This window comes from Pseudofrankia sp. EUN1h (genome assembly GCF_001854645.1).
Lineage (GTDB): Bacteria > Actinomycetota > Actinomycetes > Frankiales > Frankiaceae > Pseudofrankia > Pseudofrankia saprophytica.
Genome location: NZ_MBLN01000120.1, coordinates 1 through 21,071, shown reverse-complemented (window position 1 = coordinate 21,071; position 21,071 = coordinate 1). Strand labels below are relative to the sequence as shown.

General features: G+C 71.8%; 18 protein-coding genes. 5 read left to right on the top strand and 13 right to left on the bottom strand.

Annotation, left to right across the window (positions count from 1 at the left end):
* Nucleotides 1–28: 28 nt before the first annotated feature.
* The 3 genes from BCD49_RS39485 (at nucleotide 29) to BCD49_RS39475 (ending at nucleotide 3,764) form a co-directional block, all read left to right on the top strand.
* Nucleotides 29–1,087, top strand: a complete 1,059-nt coding sequence (locus tag BCD49_RS39485) for an NAD(P)H-dependent amine dehydrogenase family protein (protein ID WP_007511169.1) — start codon at nucleotides 29–31, stop codon at nucleotides 1,085–1,087.
* A 75-nt stretch (nucleotides 1,088–1,162) separates the two neighbouring features.
* Nucleotides 1,163–2,263, top strand: a complete 1,101-nt coding sequence (locus tag BCD49_RS39480) for an NAD(P)-dependent alcohol dehydrogenase (RefSeq protein ID WP_007511171.1) — start codon at nucleotides 1,163–1,165, stop codon at nucleotides 2,261–2,263.
* 49 nt (nucleotides 2,264–2,312) lie between these two features.
* Complete coding sequence (locus BCD49_RS39475; RefSeq protein WP_007511173.1) at nucleotides 2,313–3,764, top strand: aldehyde dehydrogenase; 1,452 nt, start codon at nucleotides 2,313–2,315, stop codon at nucleotides 3,762–3,764.
* Between the two features lie 9 nt (nucleotides 3,765–3,773).
* Here the strand turns inward: BCD49_RS39475 and BCD49_RS39470 are convergent, their stop codons facing one another.
* The 11 genes from BCD49_RS39470 to BCD49_RS39420 form a co-directional block, all read right to left on the bottom strand.
* Complete coding sequence (locus BCD49_RS39470) at nucleotides 3,774–5,486, bottom strand: class I adenylate-forming enzyme family protein (RefSeq protein ID WP_007511175.1); 1,713 nt, start codon at nucleotides 5,484–5,486, stop codon at nucleotides 3,774–3,776.
* Complete coding sequence (locus tag BCD49_RS39465) at nucleotides 5,486–6,340, bottom strand: SDR family NAD(P)-dependent oxidoreductase (RefSeq protein WP_007511177.1); 855 nt, start codon at nucleotides 6,338–6,340, stop codon at nucleotides 5,486–5,488. Before BCD49_RS39465 ends, BCD49_RS39470 begins: the two co-directional genes overlap by 1 nt.
* The gene (locus BCD49_RS39460; RefSeq protein WP_071042534.1) at nucleotides 6,337–7,359 is read right to left on the bottom strand and encodes an NAD(P)H-dependent amine dehydrogenase family protein; all 1,023 of its coding nucleotides are present in this window, start codon (nucleotides 7,357–7,359) and stop codon (nucleotides 6,337–6,339) included. The genes BCD49_RS39465 and BCD49_RS39460 overlap by 4 nt, the downstream gene beginning before the upstream one ends.
* Nucleotides 7,356–8,225 carry an SDR family NAD(P)-dependent oxidoreductase gene (locus BCD49_RS39455; protein WP_007511179.1) on the bottom strand — a complete coding sequence of 290 codons (870 nt, stop codon included), beginning with the start codon at nucleotides 8,223–8,225 and terminating at the stop codon, nucleotides 7,356–7,358. Before BCD49_RS39455 ends, BCD49_RS39460 begins: the two co-directional genes overlap by 4 nt.
* Before the next feature lie 128 nt (nucleotides 8,226–8,353).
* Nucleotides 8,354–9,544 carry a cytochrome P450 gene (locus tag BCD49_RS39450; protein WP_007511180.1) on the bottom strand — a complete coding sequence of 397 codons (1,191 nt, stop codon included), beginning with the start codon at nucleotides 9,542–9,544 and terminating at the stop codon, nucleotides 8,354–8,356.
* Complete coding sequence (locus BCD49_RS39445; protein WP_007511181.1) at nucleotides 9,541–10,374, bottom strand: amidohydrolase family protein; 834 nt, start codon at nucleotides 10,372–10,374, stop codon at nucleotides 9,541–9,543. Before BCD49_RS39445 ends, BCD49_RS39450 begins: the two co-directional genes overlap by 4 nt.
* A gap of 158 nt (nucleotides 10,375–10,532) precedes the next feature.
* Entirely contained in the window at nucleotides 10,533–11,096 is a 564-nt protein-coding gene (locus BCD49_RS39440) for a cupin domain-containing protein (protein WP_007511182.1), read from the bottom strand.
* 154 nt (nucleotides 11,097–11,250) lie between these two features.
* Nucleotides 11,251–12,966, bottom strand: coding sequence for a class I adenylate-forming enzyme family protein (locus tag BCD49_RS39435; protein WP_007511183.1), 1,716 nt, complete (start codon nucleotides 12,964–12,966; stop codon nucleotides 11,251–11,253).
* Nucleotides 12,967–13,051: 85 nt separating this feature from the next.
* The gene (locus BCD49_RS39430; protein ID WP_007511184.1) at nucleotides 13,052–14,332 is read right to left on the bottom strand and encodes an acyl-CoA dehydrogenase family protein; all 1,281 of its coding nucleotides are present in this window, start codon (nucleotides 14,330–14,332) and stop codon (nucleotides 13,052–13,054) included.
* Nucleotides 14,329–15,471: an acyl-CoA dehydrogenase family protein gene (locus BCD49_RS39425; protein WP_007511185.1), complete on the bottom strand. Its 1,143-nt coding sequence runs from the start codon at nucleotides 15,469–15,471 to the stop codon at nucleotides 14,329–14,331. Before BCD49_RS39425 ends, BCD49_RS39430 begins: the two co-directional genes overlap by 4 nt.
* Nucleotides 15,472–15,640: 169 nt before the next feature.
* Nucleotides 15,641–16,825, bottom strand: a complete 1,185-nt coding sequence (locus BCD49_RS39420; protein WP_071042533.1) for an amidohydrolase family protein — start codon at nucleotides 16,823–16,825, stop codon at nucleotides 15,641–15,643.
* A gap of 534 nt (nucleotides 16,826–17,359) precedes the next feature.
* On the opposite strand from BCD49_RS39420, the gene BCD49_RS39415 reads away from it, so the two are divergent.
* Nucleotides 17,360–18,661, top strand: coding sequence for an ABC transporter substrate-binding protein (locus tag BCD49_RS39415; RefSeq protein WP_071042532.1), 1,302 nt, complete (start codon nucleotides 17,360–17,362; stop codon nucleotides 18,659–18,661).
* 178 nt (nucleotides 18,662–18,839) lie between these two features.
* Nucleotides 18,840–19,868 carry an LLM class F420-dependent oxidoreductase gene (locus BCD49_RS39410; protein WP_071042531.1) on the top strand — a complete coding sequence of 343 codons (1,029 nt, stop codon included), beginning with the start codon at nucleotides 18,840–18,842 and terminating at the stop codon, nucleotides 19,866–19,868.
* A gap of 34 nt (nucleotides 19,869–19,902) precedes the next feature.
* On the opposite strand, the gene BCD49_RS39405 is transcribed toward BCD49_RS39410, so the two are convergent.
* Nucleotides 19,903–20,772, bottom strand: coding sequence for an enoyl-CoA hydratase-related protein (locus BCD49_RS39405; RefSeq protein ID WP_007511189.1), 870 nt, complete (start codon nucleotides 20,770–20,772; stop codon nucleotides 19,903–19,905).
* Nucleotides 20,773–20,853: 81 nt separating this feature from the next.
* Nucleotides 20,854–21,071: SpoIIE family protein phosphatase (locus BCD49_RS39400; RefSeq protein WP_158072993.1), on the bottom strand; the 218-nt coding region annotated here is incomplete at its 5' end.

Below are 21,071 nucleotides of genomic sequence, written 5' to 3'. Positions count from 1 at the left end.
GGAACATCCAGAGACGAGGAGATCGATCATGGCGACCGCACCTCCGTTACGGGTCATCCAGTGGGCGATGGGCAGCATCGGGCAGATCTCGGTCCGGCACATGGTCGACAACCCGGCCTTCGAGGTGGTCGGCTGTTACGTCACGTCGGACGAGAAGGGCGGCAGGGACGTCGGCGAGCTGGCCGGGATCGACCCGGTCGGCGTGCTCGCGACGCGCGACGCCGAGGCGCTGCTGGCGCTGGACGCCGACTGCGTCAACTACGCGCCCCTGTACGTGGACCTCGACGAGATCGCCCGGATCCTGCGCAGCGGCAAGAACCTGGTGACGCCGTCCGGCTTCACCTACCCGGACGCGCTCGACGCCGACGTGCGCGAGCGGCTGGAGGCGGCCTGCCAGGAGGGCGGGGTGTCGCTGTTCGGCTCCGGGATCCACCCCGGGTTCGCCGGTGACCTGCTGCCCCTGACCTTCGCCCGGCTGGCGTCGCGCATCGACGAGCTCGTCGTCCAGGAGGTGGGCGACTTCCGCAACCATCCCTCGGCCGCGATGATGTTCGACGGCCTCGGGTTCGGCCGGGACCCCGACGACCTGTTGGCCGACCCGCCGCGGATGTTCGACACCATGGGCCGGACCTTCAAGGAGTCGATCTACCTGCTGGCCGCGGGCCTGGGCATCGAGGTCGAGGACTACGACTTCGGGTGGGAGCCGGCGGTCGCGGTCCGGGACGTCACCGTGCGGGCCGGCTCGATCAGGAAGGGGCACGTCGCCGGGATGCGCCTTGAGTGGCGCGTCTGGAACGGCGGCAAACCGGTGGTGATCTTCCGGTCCTACTGGCGGATGGACGACACCACCGACCCTGACTGGGGATACGAGAACGCCAAATACGCCCTGTACTTCACCGGCCTGCCCTCGTTCCGGGTGAACTACGAGCCGACGGACCCCGGCCCGGACGGCGACATCGGCTACTGGGGCCGGATCTGGACGGCCATGGCGGCCGTCAACGCGATCCCCACCGTCGTCGCCGCGCCGCCCGGCCTGCGGACCCACCTGGACCTGCCGCTGACCCAGCCACCGCACCTGCACCGCTGACGCGGCTCCCCCGTATTGAAACATCTAGATCTATGCCATACTTTCTGGACACTCGGAGAGCTGGGAGAGCGCGGGATGAAGGCGACTGCGGCGGTGCTGCGGCAGGCGGACGGGCCGTACGTGCTGGAGGAGGTCGAGCTCGATCCGCCGGGGGCGGGCGAGGTGCTCGTCCGCGTCGTGAGCGCGGGCATGTGCCACACCGACATCGTGCCGCGGCAGGAGGGCGCGCCGACGCCGACGCCGATCATCACCGGGCACGAGGGCGCCGGTGTGGTCGAGGCCGTCGGCGCGGGCGTCACGCGGGTGTCGGTCGGCGACCACGTCGTGCTCTCGTTCGACTCGTGCGGCCAGTGCCCGAGCTGCCAGCGGGGCGCGCCGCCGTACTGCGACCTGTTCCTGTTCCGCAACTTCTTCGGGCGGCGCCTGGACGGCACCACCGGAGTCCGGGATGCCGCCGGCGGCGAGATCGCGTCGCGCTGGTTCGGCCAGTCGTCGTTCGCGACCTACTGCGTCGCCGCGGAGCGCTGCGTCGTCGTCGTGGACTCCGACCTGCCACTGGAGAAGCTGGGGCCGCTCGGCTGCGGCATCCTCACCGGCGCGGGCTCGGTGCTCGTCGACCTGAACGTCCGGGCGGGCGCCAGCCTCGCCGTGTTCGGCGCCGGCGCGGTGGGCCTCGCGGCGGTCATGGCGGCGAAGGTCGCCGGCGCGGAGACGATCATCGCGATTGACCTGCACCAGCATCGGTTGGAGCTGGCCACCGAGCTCGGCGCGACCCACGTCCTGGACGGGGCGAGCGCCGACCTCGTCGCCCAGATCCAGGGCCTGACCGGCGGCGGCGCCGACTACACCTTCGACACCACCGGCAACGTCGGGGTCATCACGAACGCGGTCGGCGCGCTGCGGATGGGCGGGCACTGCGGGCTGGTGGGCATCCAGACCGAGCCGGTCACGTTCGACCCGGTCGCGCTGCTGGGCAAGCGGGTGTCCGGAATCCTCGAGGGCGGCGCCGACCCGCAGGTGGTGATCCCCCGGCTGATCGAGCTGTGGCGGGCGGGCAGCTTCCCGTTCGACCGGCTGATCGAGACCTTCCCGCTGGAGGCGATCAACGCCGCGGAGGAGGCCTCGCTGTCCGGCAAGGTGGTCAAGCCCGTCCTGCTCCCGTCGGCGGGTTCCTGACGTCACCGGCGCGGTTTTCCCATGGATCTGCTTTCCCGGAGGTGACGGCATGACCACCGTGATCGAGCGCGACCAGCTGTTCGTAGGCGGCCGTTGGCAGGACCCGGCCTCGGCCGAACGCATCGAGGTCCGTTCGCCGCACGACCAGCGCCTGGTGGCCACCGTGCCGCTGGCGGGCGCGGCGGACGCCGACGCGGCGGTCAGCGCGGCGCGGGCGGCGCTGGACGGCGGCGACTGGGCGGCCACCACCGGCAAGGACCGCGCCGAGGTGATCCGCAGGGTGTCGGCCGGGCTGCAGGCCCGCGCCGAGGAGCTGGCCGGGGTGATCACCGACGAGATGGGCTCGCCGGCGAAGTTCTCCCTGTTCGGGCAGGCGATCGCGCCCGCGATGGTCCTCGACGGCTACGCCGAGCTGGCCGAGCGGTTTCCCTTCGAACAGCGGCGGGCCGGCCTGATGGGGCCCTGCCTGATCCAGAAGGTCCCGGTAGGCGTGGCCGCCGGCATCGTGCCGTGGAACGTCCCGGTCTTCCTCGCCTGCATGAAGCTCGGCGCCGCGCTCGCCGCGGGCGCGCCGATCATCCTCAAGCCGCCCCCCGAGGCGCCGGTCAGCTCGTTCCTGCTCGCCGAGGTGCTTCTCGACGCCGGCCTCCCACCCGGCGCGGTGAGCATCCTGCCCGGTGGCGCGGACCTCGGCCGCTACCTGGTCGCCCACCCGGGCGTCGACAAGGTGTCGTTCACCGGCAGCAGCGCGGCCGGCCGGACCGTCGGCGCCACCTGCGGACAGCTCGTGAAGCGGTGCACGCTCGAACTCGGCGGCAAGTCGGCCGGGATCATCCTCGAGGACGCCGACCTCGCCACGGTCGTCCCGCAGCTGCTGGACTCCGGCCTGCAGAACAACGGCCAGGTCTGCGCGGCGCAGAGCCGCATCCTGGCCCCGGCGGCGCGCTACGACGAGATCGTCGACGCCCTCGCCGACCAGCTGCGCGGCCTGGTCGTCGGCGACCCCCGCGACCCMGGCACCGACGTCGGCCCGGTGGTCTCGGGCCGCCAGCGTGACCGCGTCGAGGGCTACCTCGCGGACGGTAAGGCGAGTGGCGCCCGGCTGGTCGTCGGCGGCGGCCGCCCCGCCGGCCTGGACGCCGGCTTCTACGTCGAGCCCACGCTGTTCGCCGACGTCGACAACGCCAGCCGGATCGCCCGCGAGGAGATCTTCGGCCCGGTGGTGACGGTCATCCGGTACCGCGACACCGACGAGGCGGTGGCGATCGCCAACGACTCCGACTACGGGCTGTCGGGCTCGGTGTGGACCGCCGACCTCGACCGCGGCGTCGCGCTGGCCAGCCGGATCCGCACCGGCACCTGCGCGGTCAACTCGGTCGCGATCGTCGAGCCGCGCAGCCCGTTCGGCGGGTTCAAGCAGTCCGGGATCGGCCGCGAGATGGGCCCCGAGGGCGTCGAGGCCTACCTGGAGACCCGCACCGTCGTGCTGCCCTTCGGGTGAGCCGGCGGTTCAGAGGCCCCTGTTCCCGTCATCCCCTCCTTGGGGGGCGGACGGTCGTGTCCCGGTGACCTGGGCGCGGATGACGTGCTTGAGCAGCTTGCCGGTGGCCGTGCGGGGGAGCGGGTCGTGGGCGAGGTGCCAGCGGGTCGGCACCTTGTAGTGCGCGAGGGCGGACCGGCACCAGGCGGCCAGGTCGCCCTCGTCCAGCTTCGCGTCCGGACCGGCGACGACGGCTGCGCAGACCGCGTCGCCGGTCAGGTCGTCGTCGACGGCGAAGACGGCGGCCTCGACCACGTCGGGGTGCGCCTCCAGCCGGTGCTCGACCTCGGTCGGCGTGACGTTCTCGGCGCTGACGAGGATCAGGTCGCGGGCCCGGCTGTCGATGTACAGCAGGCCGTCGACGAGCCGGCCGACGTCACCCATCGCCAGCCAGCCGCCGTCCTTGAGCACCTCGGACGAGGCCTTGGGATCGTTCCAGTAGCCGAGCATGAGGTAGGGGCTGCGGACGTGCACCTCGCCCAGCGTGCCGTCGGGCACCGGCGCGCCGTAGGGGTCGCGCAGCTCGACCTCGGTGGTCACGCTCGCCCGGCCGGTGGAGGCGGGGTGCCGTTCGAGGGCCGGTCCGCTGAGGTTGGCGACGACCGCGACGCTCTCGGTGCTCGCGTAGCCGATGCTGAGGGTCCGGGCCACCCCGGGGAAGGTCTCCCGGATCGAACCCTGGACGGCGGGGCTGACGGGGGCGCCGCCGACGCCCATGTGGCGCAGGCTGGTCGTGTCGAACCGGTCGCGGCCCGGGAAGGCGCAGACCCGGGGGGCCGCGCTGCCCAGCGCGAGCCAGCTGGTGACCCGCTCCCGTTCGATCGTGGCGAGCACGCGCTCGGGGTCGAAGCGTCCCGGCAGCAGGACGCCCGCCGTGCCGGCCGCGGCCGCGCGCAGCACGACGCCGTAGAGCATCGAGGTGTGGAACAGCGGCGAGGTCACGAGCACGACGTCGTCGCGGACGGGCAGGTCGTCGACGGACGCCGGGACCGGCCGGCCCAGGGCGACCATCGCCAGCATCTCGGTGAACCTGTTGACCTGCTCCAGGCCGCACAGCCCCCGGTGCGCGGTGCTGACGGCCTTGGGCCGGCCGGTGGTGCCGCTGGTGAAGATGAGAACCGCCGGGTCGTCCTCGTCGACCGTCACCGGCGCCGGCCGCGCGCCGCGGTGCGCCCGGGCGAGGCCGGGCACCTCGTCGAGGTCCAGCAGTGGGAGCGTGCCCGCGGCCTGCGCCGCCCGGGCCAGCCGCGGCGCGTCGCCGATGACCAGCGCCGGCTCGACCAGCGCCGAGGCGTGGGCGAACTCGTCCGGCGTCCACCAGCTGTTGAAGGCGGCGGGGATCGCGCCGGTCGTCGCGACGGCCCAGAAGGCGACGACCCACTCCCAGCGGTTCGCGGCATAGATCGCGACGCGGTCACCCTGGCGCAGCCCGAACCTGTCCCGCAGAGCGGCGGCCAGGGCGTCGACGTGTGCCAGGTGGGTGGCGAAGCTGAGCCGCACGTCGCCGTCGACGAGATAGGTCCGCTCGCCGAACCCGGCGGTCCGGTCGAGGAGCTCGCGCAGCGACCGGGCGCGGTGGCGGAACACGGGCATCCGGACGCCGCGGACATCCTCGTCGACGACCTCGAAGTACGACCCGGACGCCAGCAACGCCGCCCGTGTGTCGGTGCCGGACTCGGCCATCAGCTGGTCCTCCGTGCCTGGTCCTGGAGCAGTCTTTGGCGTAGGTCGCCGTCCTCCATGAAGACCGGGACGTCGTCCGGCCCGAGGTAGGAGGGGCGGATGGTGGAGCCGCCGTCGACCGTGAGGGTGTGGCCGGTGACGAAGCCGGCGAGGTCGCTGAGCAGGAACATCACGGCACCGGCCAGCTCGCGCGGCGTACCGCGCCGTCGCAGGGCGAGCACGGCGTCGCGGGCCTGGTCGGCGGCGTCGTTGCCGCGGCTGTGCGGGGTGCGGATGGTGCCGGTCGCGACGGCGTTGACGCGGATGCCGCGTGGGCCCCACTCGGCGGCGGTCGTCCTCGTGAGGGAGACGAGCGCGGCCTTGGCCGCGCTGTAGGCGAGGCTGTACGGCGCCGCGAAGAACGCGGCGACCGACGCGATGTGCACGATGCTGCCGCCCCGGCCCGCCGTGGTCATCGCCCGGGCGGCGGCCTGGCTGGTGAGCAGCGCCGAGCGCAGGTTGAGGTCGAGGACCTCGTCGAGGTCGGCGAGCGGGAAGTCGTCGGCTGGCTGCCAGTGCCGGGGCCGCTGGCCGCCGACCACGTGCACCAGCCCGTCGGCCGAGCCGAACGTCGCGACCGCGTCGGCGAACGCGGCGTCGACCTCGTCCTTCACGCGCACGTCCACGACCACGCCGCGGAACGGGCCGTGGACGGCCGCCTCGGCCGCGGCCAGCGCGGCCTTGTCGACGTCGAGGCCGACGACACTGGCCCCGAGCTCGGCGGCCGCCGCGCACACCGCCGTGCCGATGCCGCCGCCCCCGGCGCCCGCGACGACGACAGTGCGGCCGTCGAGCCGCAGCAGGTCCCCGATCATGGCCGGAACTGGCCGGCGGCGCGGACCAGCGGCAGGTCCATCAGGTTCACGATTCCCGGCTGCGCGGCGCACACCAGCGGGATGGCGTTGACGGCGGGCATGGCGGTGGTGACGGTGCCGTCGAGGTGGTCGCCCTGCGGCTCCAGCCGGACCCGGACGCCCGGCACGCCGTCGAGCTCGATCACATAGCCGTGGGTGACCGGCCAGTTCGGCGTCATGTCCTCGCCGAGTTTCCAGACGAAGCTGCACTCGATCAGTGAGCGCCCGTCCTTGTCGCCCGACACAGTGCCCTTGAAGCCGGCGATGCGACCCTTCTTCACGGTCATGTAGCCGAAATCGGTGTCCTGGTTGGCGGTGGCGAACTCGACGCGGAAGCCGACGCCGTCGATCYGCACGCCGAGCGCCCTGGCGAGCACGGGGATCTGGTCCTTGAACGAGCCGCACGACGCCTCGCACVCCTCCCGGGCGGCCGGGTCGTCGGGGTCGAGGTCGAAGCCCTGGGCGCGGAACATCTGCTCGTTGGCGTAGCCGGAGATGTCGAGCGACTCGAGGATCGAGAGGCGCTCGACGCGGCTGCACATGGCGCTCGCGGCGAGGGCGACCATCGGCGCGTGGCCGGGGTAGATGCCCGACGCGTAGAGCGACGAGCCGCCCCGCAGGCAGGCGTCGCGCAGCCGGTGGGTGGYCTGCTCGCCGTAGCCGAAGCCGGCCATCATGTACATCGTCGACACGACGTTGGCGCCGGACTCGAGGATCCGTTCCAGATGGTCGAAGTTCGGCCGGTACGCCATGTAGGAGACGCAGTCGGGCTCGAGGGCAAGGAGCGCGTCGACGTCGTCGGTGGCGGTGACGCCGATCGGGTCGATCCCGCACAGCTCGCCGACGTCGCGGCCGACCTTGTCGGCGGAGTGGGCGTAGCAGCCGACGAGGTCGAGCACCGGATGGTCGACCATGCCGCGTACCGCCGCGCTGCCCGTCTTGCCGGTCGTCCACTGGACGACCCGCAGGCGCCGGCTCACCGGGCGACCCGGTCGGGGCGCCGGGTGGAGGTCTCCTGCAGCGCCCGCCACACCAGCGTCGCCTCGTCCCGGGGCAGCGCGAAGCACCGCTGGGACACGAACGCGTCGTCGGGGTGGGTGTAGGCCACCGGTCCCCGGCCGAGACCGTCATAGGACGCGGTCGCCACCTCTTCGGGGCTGCTGGGCCGCATCAGCCGCGAGCGGGCCCGGTCGAGCGGGTCGTCCGTGTCGACGCGGCCGCACAGCTCGGGGTCCAGCGTCTCCTGGAACGAGTTGTAGTTGGGCGAGGACGTGGCGCCGACGAAGACGTTGACGGCGTCCACGCCGCGGTCGGCCAGCTCGGTCCACAGGGACTCGGTGAGGATCCACTGGAATCCCTTGCCGGCGTTGTAGGTGCTGAAGTTGACCGCACCCTGGGTGCCGCCCATCGAGCTGATCATCACGATGCCGCCCCGGCCGCGCTCGACCAGCCGGCGGCCGAAGTGGTGACACAGGATCACCGGCGTGCGGCAGTTGACGTCGACGGACAGCAGGTGCAGGTCGAGGTCGCCGTCGATGAACCGGCTGTTCGGCCCGACCGCGGCGTTGTAGACGAAGAGGCCGACGTCGAGGTCCTTCGTCGCCTCGGCCACGACCTCACCGATGTCGGGCGACGCCAGGTCGGCCGCGATCGTCCGTACCTCGACGCCGTGCTGGGCGGCGACCTCGGCCGCGGTCGCCTCGAGCTGGTCCTTGCCCCGGGCGAGCAGCACCACGTGTAAGCCCCGCCGGGCGGCCTCGTGCGACAGCGCGGCGCCGATCCCCATCGAAGCGCCGGCCACCACGACCCACGGCCCGTAGCGCGCCCGGAACTCGTCCTCCGCCATCGTGCGCTCCTTCCTCTGAGACGCCATCTCCTTGTTCGAGACGTCATCTCCTTGTTGATAATGTATTCAATACGGGAGATGAAGGCCGGAAGCGTAGGCCGCGATCGCGGCCTACGGCGGCCCGGCCGTCAGACGCGGATGGGCAGGCGCAGCGGGCCGCGGACGGTGCTGGTGTAGAGCATCTCGGTGGCGGCGCGGTCGACCGACCACTGCGGCCACCGCCGCAGCGTCTCCTCCAGGCCGATGCGGCCCTCGCGGCGGGCGAGTGCCGCTCCGAGGCAGAAGTGGATGCCGTAGCCGAAGGTCATGTGCAGGTCGACCTTGCGGTGGACGTCGAGCACGTCGGGGTTCGGGTACTTCCGCTCGTCGCGGCCGGCGGAGCCGGTGATGAGGATGACGCGGGATCCCGCCGGGATCGTCGCGTCCCGCAGGGTGACGTCGTGGTTCGTCCAGCGGGCGTTCACCGGCGACGGCGGCTCGTAGCGAAGGATCTCCTCGATCGCGCCCGGGATCAGCGCGGGGTCGCGTGCCAGTTCGGCCCGCTGGTCGGGGTACTCGTCGAGTACGCTCGCGGCCCAGCCGAGGTGGCGGGCCACGGTCTCGCTGCCGGCGCTGAACAGCAGGATCGCGAAGCTGGCCAGCTCCACGTCCGTGAGCCGGCGCGGCTCGCCCGTCACCTCGTCGGCGACCTCGGCGTTCACCAGATCGGTGAAGACGTCGTCGCGCGGATGCGTGCGCCGGTCGGCGAAGTGCGCCCCGAGGCGCAGCCCGAGCTCGGTCAGCGCGTTCAGCGACACCTCGTTCGCCATGCCGACGCCCTCCTCCATGTGGAAGACGTCGTCGACGATGTGGCGCAGCTCGTCGCGCTCGCTGCCGGGGACGCCGAGCAGGATCGAGATGACCGTCGGCGGGAGGATCGCGGAGAAGTCCTGGACGTAGTCGAAACCGCCGGAGCCGATCCGGGGGTCGAGGAGTTCCGCGCAGATCTCGCGGATGCGCTCCTCCAGCGCCGTCACCCGGCGGACGGTGAACGCGCGCGACACCAGTTTGCGCAGCGTCGTGTGCTTGGGCGGGTCGAGCCAGATCATCATCGCCGTGTCCTGGGGCTCCGGCGCCATCGTCTCGAGGGTGGTGCCGTGGCTCGAGCTGAACGTCTCGGCGTCACGGTGGGCCGCCTCGATGTCCTCGAAGCGGGACAGCGCGTAGAAGTCGAACTGGTCGTTGCGGTACACCGGCGCCTCGTCCCGTAACCGCCGCCAGAGCGGATACGGGTCGTCGCGCAGTTCGGGAGCGATCGGGTCCCAGTACAGATCGGTCATGAGCCGGACTTCTCTCCGAAGAAGAAGGCGTTGGCGTTGGCGTAGAGCCAGTTGTCGCGGACCTCGTCGGTGAGGTCGAGGGCGGCGGCTTCGGTGAGGGTGCGTTTGAAGGACAGGACGGGGTAGTCGGAGGCGAAGATGACCCGGTCCTTGCCGCGGGTGGACATGAAGTGCAGCAGCGAGGCCGGCAGCCGCTTCGGCGACCACGCCGACGTCATCAGCCGCAGGTTCCGGTACTTGATCATCAGGCGGATGGCGGTGTCCCACCAGGGGTCGGCGCCGTGGATCATGCACAGCTTCAGCTCGGGGAAGCGGTAGCAGACCCGGTCGAGGTGGATCGGGTTCTGGGGCTCGGCCGGCAGCGGCGGGCCGGGGATGCCGGTGTTGACGCACAGCGGCAGGTCGAGCTCGCAGCACTTCGTGTAGATCGGGTAGTAGACCGGGTCGGTGGGTGGGTACATGCCGTCGCCCCAGAAACTGGGGCCGACGTTGGTGCACACGACGGGGTAGTCGCGGGCGTAGGACTCCAGGGCACGGACCGCAGGCATGGGGCGCARCAGGTTGAAGCCGCCGATCGCGAGGGCGAAGCGGTCGGGGCGGGCCTCGGCGAACTGGAACGCCCGCCCGTCGGTCTTCCCGACCTTGGCGATGAGGATCGCCCGCTCGACGCCGTTCGCGTCCATGTCGTCCAGCAGCTCGGGCAGTTCGGGGCTCTTGAAGAAGTCGTCGCCGCCCTTGAAGTAGTCCTCCTTGACGCGGACCATCCAGTCGGGCTGCTTCTTCACATCGCCGAAGTCGACATTTACCAGACAGTCCATGGCGCGGGTCATCGCCGGTCTCCTCTCATCGGTAGGTAAGCCCTCTCCGCCGTCTTTCGGCCCGTATCGCGCTGGCYGTCGAGGCGAGCGGGGAGCCTCACTGTTTTGGTGCCGCGGAGTCGTCTTGGTGTCGCGGAACGCGCGGGGAAGGGCATGGCGCYGGGCAGGCTTCAGGCCTGCGGCTGCGCCGCCCACTGGTCGCGGTTGGCGCGCACCGCCTCCAGGACGCGTCCCCAGCCGGGCAGGCTCTCGGTGATCTTCATGTCGAAGGGGCTGCTGGTGCGGAACTCGAGGATCTCGACGCCGTCCGGGCCCGCCGTGTAGGTGTACGGGCGGTCCGCCGGCTGGAAGAACCCGTCGCCCTCGCCCAGCACGGTCCTGCCCATGCGCAGCTCGCCACGGGTCACGTAGTAGAGGCAGTCGGCGCTGTGGGAATGGCGCGGGAGCACGTAGCCCGGGGCGAACCGTGACCACACCAGGCTGATCCCGCCGGCCTCGGGGTCACCGAACAGCACCTTGACGACCTGGCCACCACCGGACACCCACTCCATGAACTGCTCGGGCGCCTCCGGGGTCATGACCGGCGTCGACATCATCCCGCTCTCGTGCAGCGACGGCGCGTCGGCGATGCGGAAGGTCTCGCGCCGGTGGGCCGCCTCCGTCGCCTCCGCGGTCTGCGTCGCTTCCGCGGTCTCCGTCGTCGCCTGGGCTGTCTGGATCGTTGTCTCGCTCATGTCCGCACCTCATTTCGTTCCTGGCCAGGGTGTCGCCACGGGGCTGTCTGGACGGTGAAGCCTGACGTTCGTTTCCTGCGGGGAGCTGTCCTGGGCCAGGAGGATGAGGACGCCGATCAGTCCTTCGGGGCGGTCGGCGGTGTGACTGCGTCGGCTACCAGGTCCGTTCGGCGGCGGAGGCGGCCACCTGGGCGCGCAGGGCGGTCTTGGCGATCTTCCCGGTGGCGGTCGTCGGAAGCTCGGCCAGGACGACCAGCGCTTCCGGGCACTTGAAGGCGGCGAGGCGGCCGGCCGCGAACTCCCGCAGGCTCGCCAGGGTCGGCCGGGTGCCAGGACGCGGGACCACCACGGCGCAGACCCGCTCGCCCAGCGCCCGGTCGTCGATCCCGACGACCGCGGCCTCCACCACGTCAGGGTGCTCGTGCAGGACAGCCTCGACCTCCGCGCAGTAGACGTTCTCGCCGCCGCGGATGACGACGTCCTTCAGGCGGTCGACGACGTGGACGAAACCCTCGGCGTCGAGGTAGCCGAGGTCGCCCGAGTGGAACCAGCCGTCCTGGAACGAGGCCTTGGTCGCGTCGTCGTCGTTCCAGTAGCCGCGCGCGACCTGCGGCGAGCGGAAGCAGATCTCGCCGACGTCGCCGGGGTCGAGGGGCGTGCCGTCGGCATCGATGACCAAGACGTCGGCGGTCAGGTTGGGTCGCCCGACGCTGTCGGGGTGGGCGACGAACTCGACGCCGACGTTCGTGACCACGGCGGAGGTGGTCTCGGTGAGGCCGTAGCCGTTCAGCAGCGCGACGTCCGCGCCGAACACCTGGGTCGCGAGCGTCACCAGGTCGGGCGGGACCGCGGCGCCGCCGATGGAGAACAGCCGCACGTCCAGCCCCAGCTCGCCGACGCCCGGATGCTCGAGGATCTGGCGGGCGACCGCCGGGACGCCGCCGAGCGCCGTCACCTGCTCGTCGACGGCGAGCCGCGCCCACTGCTGGATGTCCCAGCGGCGCATCAGCACCATCTTGCCGCCGCCGAGCGGACCCCCGACGATGGCCGACACCCCGCCGATGTGGAACAGCGGCGCGGTGGAGATCGTCACCGACTGGCGGGCCGGCGCCGGGCGGCGGCCGGCGATGATGGCCTCCCGCGCGCTGGCGAAGGCCATGTTCCAGAGGTTGGTGATCGTGCCTCGGTTGGTGTTGAGCGCTCCCTTCGGGCGTCCGGTGGTGCCGGACGTGTAGAGGAGCGTCACCGGGTCGTCCCGGTCGAGCTGGGCGAACTCTTCGTCCGGAAGCGGCGTTCCGGCCGTCAGCTCGTCGAAGGCGACGTCGCCGGCGTCCGTGCGCACCCCGACCAGGGCCAGGCCCTCGGGCCGGCCTGCCGAGCGGATCCGCTCGCACCGGTCGTCGTCGGCGAACAGCACCGAGACGCCGGCGTCGCGTAAGGCGTACGTCAGCTCGCCGCCCGCCCACCAGGAGTTCAGCGGCACGACGACCGCCCCGGCCAGGGCGGCCGCCCAGAACCCGACCACGAACTCGGGCAGGTTGCGCATGGCGATCCCGACCCGGTCGCCCGGGCGGACCTCGAACGTCGACCGCAGCTCGCGGGCCACGCTGCGCGCCCGGTCGCGCACGTCGGCGAAGGTGAGCCGCTCGCCCTCGTAGACGACGTTGACGAGCGCCTCGTGCGCCGCGCCGGCCCGGAAGACGTCGACGATGGTGCGCGGCGCGCGGACGTAGTCCCGCAGCGGGATGCCGTCCAGCACGATGTTCTCGACCTCGAACGGGCCTCCTGGGCCGATGAGCGGCGCGAGGCGGGGGTCGTCGCGGTACACCGGCGCGAGGCCGGCGTGGTCCAGGGTGGGTCGCGCCGCCATGGCAGCCTCCGTACGAGGGGCGAAGAGATATAGACGTTTCTATCCGCAAGACCGGCCGTAGCCAAGCCGGGTCGGGGCCACGCGGTCAGTGGGTGCCGCTCGCCTGGGGGCCTCGTGGGACGTCGCGGAAGGCGCCGGCGTCGGCGCGGTGCTCGCGGGGCAGGCCGAGCAGCCGTTCGGCGATGACGTTGCGGGCCATCTCGGTGGTACCGCCGCCGATGCAGGCGGCCTGTCGGATCAGGTAGCCGAGCCCGACCTGGGCGGACGTCTCCTCGTCCGGCGACCAGACCACCCCGGCGTCGCCGTACAGCTCGGTCGCGATCGCGGCGAGGCGGGCGTTCGCCGTGCCACCGAACAGCCTGGTCATCGCGGCGGCGTGATGGGGAAGCCTGCCGGTGGCCATCCCGCGGGTGACGGACTCGACGAGGGCTCGCTGGACCAGGGCGCCCGTACGGGCCTCACCGATGAGGGCTCGGGTGCCGCTGTCGTCGATCGTGCCGAGCCGGCGGGCGGCCTCGATCATGGTGGCGGGCTCGTACGGGCCGTCGCCCCGCCGGTTGCCGCCACCGGTCACGTAGGGGGAGCCGCCGGAGATGGTGCGCTCGTGGTACAGCCAGCGCGTCATGACGTTCCAGCCGGCGTCGACCTCGCCGATCCGGTCGGAGTCGGGGACGACGACGTCGGTGAGGAACTCCTGGCAGAAGTCCTTCGAGCCGTTCACGAGCTCGATCTGACGGATCGCCAGGCCGGGGGCGGACATCGGCAGGCTGAACACGGTCAGGCCGCGGTGCTTCTCGACGTCCCAGTTCGTCCGGGCCAGGCAGAGCGCCCAGTCGCCCCACCAGCCGGAGGTGGTCCAGATCTTCGAGCCGTTGAGGACCCAGCCGTTGCCGTCGCGGGTGGCGGTGGTGACCGCGCCGGCGGCGTCGGACCCGCCGCCGGGCTCGGACAGGAGCTGGACCCAGATCTCCTCGCCGCGCAGCATCGCCGGGACGTGGCGCAGCTTCTGCTGTTCGGTCCCGAACTCCAGCAGGATCGCCATGCACGGGATGAAGGTCGACGCCTGGATCTCCGCCGGGTAGTCGTAGCCCTTGATCTCCCGGTTGAACGCGGCCTGGTGCGCCGGCGTCAGCCCCTGCCCGCCGTACTGCCTGGGCACGCAGATGCCGGCGAACCCGCCGTCGAAGAGCCGGCGCTGCAGCTCGCGGCACGTCGCGGCGCGCGCCAGCACCTCCTCGTCGGTCGGGTGGGTGGCGGCGTAGAGGAAGAAGGTGTCCTTCGCGGGATCGGCCGGCGGGAGGTTCTCGGCCAGCCAGCCGCGGGCGCGCGCCGCGAACGCGTCGACGTCGATCACGGTCTCGCTCATCTCCCACCGTCCACGGTGGCCTCGGTCAGCCGTACGAGTCGTTCGGTGAAGTAGGCCGGCGTTCCGAACAGCTGCGCGTCGACCGTGGCCCGGCGCAGGTAGAGGTGCAGGTCGTGCTCGAAGGTGACGCCGATGCCGCCGTGCAGCTGGACGCAGTCCTGGATCACCTCCGGGCCCGCCCGCCCGACGTGCGCCTTGGCGGCGCTCGCCCAGGTCCGGGCGTCGCGCCCGTCCTCGCCGACGCGCCGCGCGGCCTTCTCGGCGACGGCCGCGCTCGCCTCGAGCTGGGTGCGCAGGTCGGCCATCCGATGCTTGATCTCCTGGTACGACCCGAGCGGGCGGCCGAAGGAGTACCGGTCGCGCGTCCACTGCAGGGTCATGGCGAACGCGCGCTCCATCGCGCCGACGATCTCGCCGGCCTGCAGCACGGCGGTGAGATCGAGCAGCAGCTCGTCGTGGTCGTCGGCGCTRCCGGGTTCGCCCACCCGCGAGGTCGCCGGTACGACAACTGCGCGTAACGTCATGGCGAGATGGCGTCGGGTGAGGTCGAGGCCGCCCAGCGGGGCGGTCTCTACTCCGGGTGCGTCGAACGGGACGAGGTAGTGCGTCCGCGCGGCGTCCTCGTCGGCCGTGGCGGCGACCAGGAGATAGCCCTTCGGCGCTCCGCTCTCGACGCAGGGCACCGTCCCGTCGAGGACGACACCGCCGCCCGAGCGGCTGGCGCGCACCGTCGCGCCGGCGCGCGACCCCGTCCACGGCGCGTGCGCCCAGGCGGCGGTGGCGTCGCCGTCGAGCAGCTCGGCGAGCGGCCCCCCGTGCAGCTCCTTCGATCCCCACCTGCCCAGCGCCGCGGCGACCACGTTCGTCCCGATCAGCGGGCCGGGCGCGGCATGCCGCCCGAACTGGAACGCGACCGCGAGCAGGTCCGCGAGGCCGTTGCCGCTCACCGAGCCACCGCCGGCGGCCTCCGGCACCAACGGGGTCGTCCAGCCAAGCTCCGCGCCCTGCCGCCACAGCGCCGGGTCGAACGTCGAGTCCCGCCGCGACAGCTCACGTATGCGCGCAGGGGGATAGGTGGCGGCGAGGTACTGCTCGGTGGTCGTCTCGAGCAGGTCCTGGTCCGCTGTCTGGGTGAACATCGTCCTCCTGGCGTCCGTCGCGGTGTCCCGGTTCTCCCGACTCTTCGGCCTCCACCCGGCGACCCTGGCTGGAGTATGGCGCCTCAGGTAAATCGCCATACTCCATCTATGAAAGTGGCCGTACCAGCCATCGATAGCGGCGGCGGTCCGGTCCGCCGCGGGCGCGGGCTTACGCGCGCGGCGAGCCGAGCAGGTCGAGGCAGTTGTCTCGCATGATCTTGCGGATCTCGGCCTCGTCGAACAGGTCGAGCTCCTTGGTGAAGTCGGTGGGCTGGGCGAGACCCTCGCCGTGTGGCCAGTCGGAGCCGAACAGGACGCGGTCGACGCCGATCAGGTCCGCGAGCGCGCGCAGGTCCTCCTCGTAGTAGGGGGTGACCCACACGTGCTCGCGGATGGTGTCCAGCGGGTCCTCGGCGAAGGCCCAGGGCGTCTGGTTGGCCTGCTTGCGCAGCACCTTGACCAGCAGCTTCACCCAGTCCGAGCCGTTCTCGATGCTGGCGACGCGCAGGGTGGGGTGCCGGGTGAACACGCCGTCGACGATGAGGGAGGCCATCGTGTCCTGGATGGCCCGGTCGGCCACCAGGACTCGGCTCAGGACGCTCACGCTGCCGTACGCCTCGAACCGCGCCGAGCCGCCCCATGGCGCCGCGACGTAGCCCTCGTAGCCGCTGTCGCCGAGGTGGAAGGCCACCGGGATGCCGGCCTCGGCCAGCCGGGCCCAGACCGGGTCGTAGCGCTTGTCGCCGAGCGAGCGCGACGTGCCGTGCTCGGCCGGGACCGGGGCTGGGCGCACGTGGACCATCCGGCCTCCGCGTTCGAGCAGGCTGTCGATCTCGGTGACGGCGGCGGCCGGGTCGGCTAGCGAGAGCATCGGGACGCCGACGATCCGGCCGCGGTAGTCGAAGCCCCAGTCCTCCTCCAGCCAGCGGTTGAAGGCATGCAGGCTGGCCATCGTCGCCTCGATGTCGTCCCTGAGCGCCTCCTCGACCCCGCACCCGAGGGTCGGGAACAGCAGCACGGCGTCGAGGCCCTGCCGCTTGACGAGGTCGGCCCGCCTGTCGCGGTCGCGGTACTCCTCCGGGAGGGGTTCGACCTTCATCAGCGAGCGAGGGTCGACGCCGTCCGGGATCTGGCCGCGAAACAGCGGGTCCAGACAGCCCGRCACGATGATCGGATCGAACGTCGGGTTCGGGATGAACCGGTTGACCCGGCCTCCCATGAGCATCTGGACGCGCTTGCCGGTCTGCACGACCTGAACCCCGCGGTGGGCGAACTGACGGTCCAGGTGGCGGGTGAACGCGTCGAGGGTCTCGTAGTAGTGGTTGTCGGCGTCGATCGGCCGCAAGTCTGTCATTGCCTTCCTCGACCTGGTGGGAAGCGGTACTTTAACTCTTGAAAAGTGTGGCTTTCCGACTCGGACTGTACCTCCGCCCGCCCGGAGCGGCCACCCCCTGGCCGCCCGTGCGGATCCGGTGACGGGGCGGATCCGCGGGTCGCGGCGAGGACGGGGCCGAGCTCATCGAGGCTGGTGACGGTCGGTGGCAGAGGTGCGCCGGCGTGCGTCCATCGCGGGTAGATGATCGTTCATGGCCGGCGGGACCGCCAAAACTAGGTTGGAAAGGTCTACATGTTATCCCTTACACTCCGGGCGATCGAGGGCGTGGCAGGGTGCGCCCAGATCGGAGCCGGAGTGGCTGTGGGGCCCCAAGGTGCCTGGCCGGACCGCTCGCGTCCCGCCCGCGGCGCTCAGGCGCCGCGTGGGCGGTGGCCGGCCGCCCGGCGGGATCCCCGGTGGGAAGGCGACCAAAAGAGGTACATCTTTCGCCACCTGCTTCTCGGCGACCGCTTACCGGGCGGCTCAACGCCCGTCGACTCACCAGGGAGAATCATGGATAACACCAGTGGGCCCGCCGGCTTAGGCCGGCTGCCCGGAACGCGACGGGTGGCGGTGGTGGCGGCTGTAGCCCTGCTGGCGCTCGTCGGCGCGGCGTGTGGGGATAGCGGCTCGGGCGGTTCGGGCGGCTCCGATGGCTCCGGCGGCAGCGCGAACGCCTCGCTGCTCGGCCCGAAGCAGGCGGCGACCGGCACGCCGATCAAGATCGGCACGGTCAGCGACGGCCAGACGCCGGCGTTCGACAACACCATCCAGATCGAGGCCGCCAAGGCCATCACGGCCTACCTGAACGAGCATCGGGGCGGCCTCGCGGGCCACCCGATCGAGTTGGTCAGCTGCCAGACGCAGGCCGATCCGGGCAAGGYCGCCGACTGCGCGAACCAGCTGGTCCAGGCGGACGTCTCGATGGCCGTGTTCGGCGAGATCACGACCATGGCTCAGGTGTGGAAGCCACTGCACGACGCCAACATCCCGGTCTTCACCTACGGCACCACCGAGACGGGCGCTCTGCTCGACACGACCTCGACCTTCGCGCTCGCCAGCCAGATCGCCGGCCTCGCCGACCTGCCCATCGGGGTCGCGAAGGAGCACAACCTCAAGAAGGTGACGGCCGTCGTCATCGACGTTCCGCAGGCCACCGGCTTCTACGAGGCCGTCGGCAAGCAGACGTTCGCCGACGCCGGCATCGACCTGCAGCTGATCAAGGTGCCGCCGGGCACGGCCGACATGACCCCCCAGCTGGCGGGGGTAGCCTCGGGCACCCCCACCGAGGTGCACATCCTCGGCAACGACGCCTTCTGCATCGCGGCCTTCGACGGCCTGCGCGCGGTGAACTTCACCGGCCCGATCAGCGTCCTCAACCAGTGCGTCACCGACAGCTCGCGCAAGTCGATCGGAAGCCGTCTCAAGGGCGTGTCGATGGGCTCGCCGCTGGCGCTCGGCGACGACTCCAACAAGGACCTGAACCTGTGGAAGGCGATCGCCGAGACCTACGGCCACGACATCGACCTCAGCAACTCGGTGGGCGCGACCGTGTACCTGACGATGATGGCCATGTACTCGTCGCTCGACGGCATCACCGGTGACCTCACGCCGGCGGCCATGGTCGCGAAGATCAAGTCGGCGCCGAACAAGCCCCTGCCCGCCGGCGGCGGCCTGACCTACCGGTGCAACGGCAAGGCGTACGCGCTGACGCCGGCGGTCTGCGTCCGCGGCACCCTGCTGACGACGCTGGACGAGCACGGCAACCCCACGCTGCCTTACCGGCCGACGGGCAACTCGCCCGTCGAAGACTAACGCCGGGCACCGCCCGCCCGCCCCGATCTGGCCCGACCCGACCATCCGCCCTCCTGGGCGCGGCGGGAACCGGGCATGGATCGGGGCGGGCTCGACCGGGCGCCCCCGTCGCCCTCACCGCCCCGTCGAACCAGATATATCTAAACTGTTCGGCGCCTCCTGGCTAGAGTCGGGTGCCATGAGGATCGATGGCGGACTGCCGTCCGTGCTCGGGCAGGTGCCGGCCGCGGCGGCCGCGCTGGAGCGCCGGGGCTATGACGGTGCGTGGTGCGGAGAGGTGAACCACGACCCGTTCCTGCCGCTCGTGCTCGCCGCCGAGCACACGTCGCGAATCGAGATCGGGACCTGTATCGCGGTGGCGTTCGCGCGTAACCCGATGTCGGTCGCCCAGCTCGGGTGGGACCTGCAGGCGTACTCCGGTGGTCGGTTCGTCCTCGGGCTCGGCTCGCAGGTGCGCCCGCACATCGAGAAGCGGTTCGGCATGCCGTGGGGGAAGCCCGTCGGCCGGATGCGGGAGTTCGTCCTCGCCCTGCGGGCGATCTGGTCGTGCTGGCGGGATGGAACCCCGTTGCGCTTCGAGGGCGAGTTCTACACGCACAAGCTGATGACGCCGACGTTCGTCCCCGAGCCGCATCCCCACGGTGATCCGAGGATCTTCGTGGCGGCGGTGGGCGCGGCGATGACCCGGATGTGTGGCGAGGTGGCGGACGGCGTGCACACCCACGCCTTCACGACCCGCCGGTACCTCCAGGAGGCGACCCTCCCGGCGCTGCTCGACGGCGTCACCCGCGCCGGTCGCGACCGCGGTGACGTCCAGGTCTGCTGCCCGGCGTTCGTGGCCACCGGGCGGGGGGCCGCCGAGGTCGAGGCGGCCGCCGACGCGATGCGCCAGCGGATCGCCTTCTACGGGTCGACCCCCGCCTACCGGGCGGTCCTCGACCTGCACGGGTGGGGCGAGCTGCAGCCCGAGCTGCGCGYGCTGTCGCTGCGGGGGGAGTGGGCGGCGATGGGCAGGCTGATCGACGACGAGATCCTTGACGCCTTCGTCGTGGTCGCGCCCCTCGACAYGCTCGCGGACCGGGTCCGGGACCGCTTCGAGGGCGTGGTCGACCGGGTCATGCTGGGCCTGCCGGCGGGCACGCCGGCCGAGACGGTCGAGTCGGTCCTGGAGGCTGTGCGCGAGCCCCGCGCCTCCCGGTCCGGTTAGCCAGGGCACCCGAGCTGGGTTCGGGGAGCCGGGTTCAGACGGGCGGGGGCACGTCGAGGCGTTCGAACCTGGGGTCGCGGCGCTCCAGGAACGACACCGCCCCCTCCACGGGGTCGGTCCCCTCGAAGGCCGTCCGCATGAGGGCGTCGGTCTGGTCGACGGCGTCCCCGAGGGCCCGCTGAAGATGCTGGTAGACGAGCTGTTTCGACACCATCATCGAGTGCGGTGACGCGACGCGGGCCAGCTCGGCGATGTACGCGCGGCACTCGTCCAGGAGGCGGTCCGGCCCGACGACGCGCTGGGCGAAACCGATGGCCAGCGCCTCCTGCGCGGGGATGGTCCGGGATGACCACAGGAGATCGAGGGCGTGGGCCGGCCCCACGAGGCGGGGGAGCAGCCAGCTGATGCCCTGTTCCGCGATGAGACCGCGACGGGAGTAGACCGTCGTGAAGCGCGCGGTGTCGGCGGCGAACCGCAGGTCGCAGGCCGCGGCGAGCAGGAAGGCCCCGCCGGCGCACACCCCGTTCACGGCGGCGATCACCGGTTTGCGGATCGTCAGCGGCCAGGTGAGCATCCGCTGCATGTCGGCCATGGCCGGGGAGCCGGGGAAGGGCCCCCGCCAGCCCTCGTCCGCCGCGCCCGCCACGCCGGCGGCGCCGTCCCGGGCGACCTGCGCGTGCAGGACGGCGACGTCGAGGCCGGCGGAGAAGGCTCGGTCGCCAGCGCCGGTGAGCACGATTCCGACCACCCGCCGGTCGTGCTCGGCGAGTGAGAACGCCTCCCGAAGCTCGCGCAGCGTCCGGCCACGGAAGGCGTTCATGCTCTCGGGGCGGTCGATCGTGACGACCGCCACCGGGTCGTCGATGTCCAGGCGGACGTCCTCGAACGCGCGCGATTCTGTCATCTCGACTCCCCGGCCAGCTCAAAGTATCTAGATGAATCTAGCCGTGATGCCCGCGGAAGGCACGAACGGCCGCCGCCTCCGTCATGGGGTCGGGCCTCTCAGGAGGAGTAGCGCGACGTCGTCGGTGAGTGGTCCGCCGTTGCGTCGTTCGATGTGGTCGATGAGGACGTCGGGGAGGCTGTCGTCGCCGGGTGGTGGGTCGATGGTGGTGATCTCGGCGAGGACGCCGTCCCAGCCGAGTCGTTCGCCGGTGGGGCCGTCGCGTCCCTCCAGCAGGCCGTCGGTGACCAGGAGCAGTT

What these genes read in the sequence shown, in the direction of transcription:
- BCD49_RS39485 (WP_007511169.1), top strand. Translation starts at nt 29, where the DNA reads ATGGCGACCGCACCTCCGTTACGGGTCATCCAGTGGGCGATGGGCAGC.
- BCD49_RS39480 (WP_007511171.1), top strand. Translation starts at nt 1,163, where the DNA reads ATGAAGGCGACTGCGGCGGTGCTGCGGCAGGCGGACGGGCCGTACGTG.
- BCD49_RS39470 (WP_007511175.1), bottom strand. Translation starts at nt 5,486, where the DNA reads ATGGCCGAGTCCGGCACCGACACACGGGCGGCGTTGCTGGCGTCCGGG.
- BCD49_RS39465 (WP_007511177.1), bottom strand. Translation starts at nt 6,340, where the DNA reads ATGATCGGGGACCTGCTGCGGCTCGACGGCCGCACTGTCGTCGTCGCG.
- BCD49_RS39455 (WP_007511179.1), bottom strand. Translation starts at nt 8,225, where the DNA reads ATGGCGGAGGACGAGTTCCGGGCGCGCTACGGGCCGTGGGTCGTGGTG.
- BCD49_RS39450 (WP_007511180.1), bottom strand. Translation starts at nt 9,544, where the DNA reads ATGACCGATCTGTACTGGGACCCGATCGCTCCCGAACTGCGCGACGAC.
- BCD49_RS39440 (WP_007511182.1), bottom strand. Translation starts at nt 11,096, where the DNA reads ATGAGCGAGACAACGATCCAGACAGCCCAGGCGACGACGGAGACCGCG.
- BCD49_RS39435 (WP_007511183.1), bottom strand. Translation starts at nt 12,966, where the DNA reads ATGGCGGCGCGACCCACCCTGGACCACGCCGGCCTCGCGCCGGTGTAC.
- BCD49_RS39430 (WP_007511184.1), bottom strand. Translation starts at nt 14,332, where the DNA reads ATGAGCGAGACCGTGATCGACGTCGACGCGTTCGCGGCGCGCGCCCGC.
- BCD49_RS39405 (WP_007511189.1), bottom strand. Translation starts at nt 20,772, where the DNA reads ATGACAGAATCGCGCGCGTTCGAGGACGTCCGCCTGGACATCGACGAC.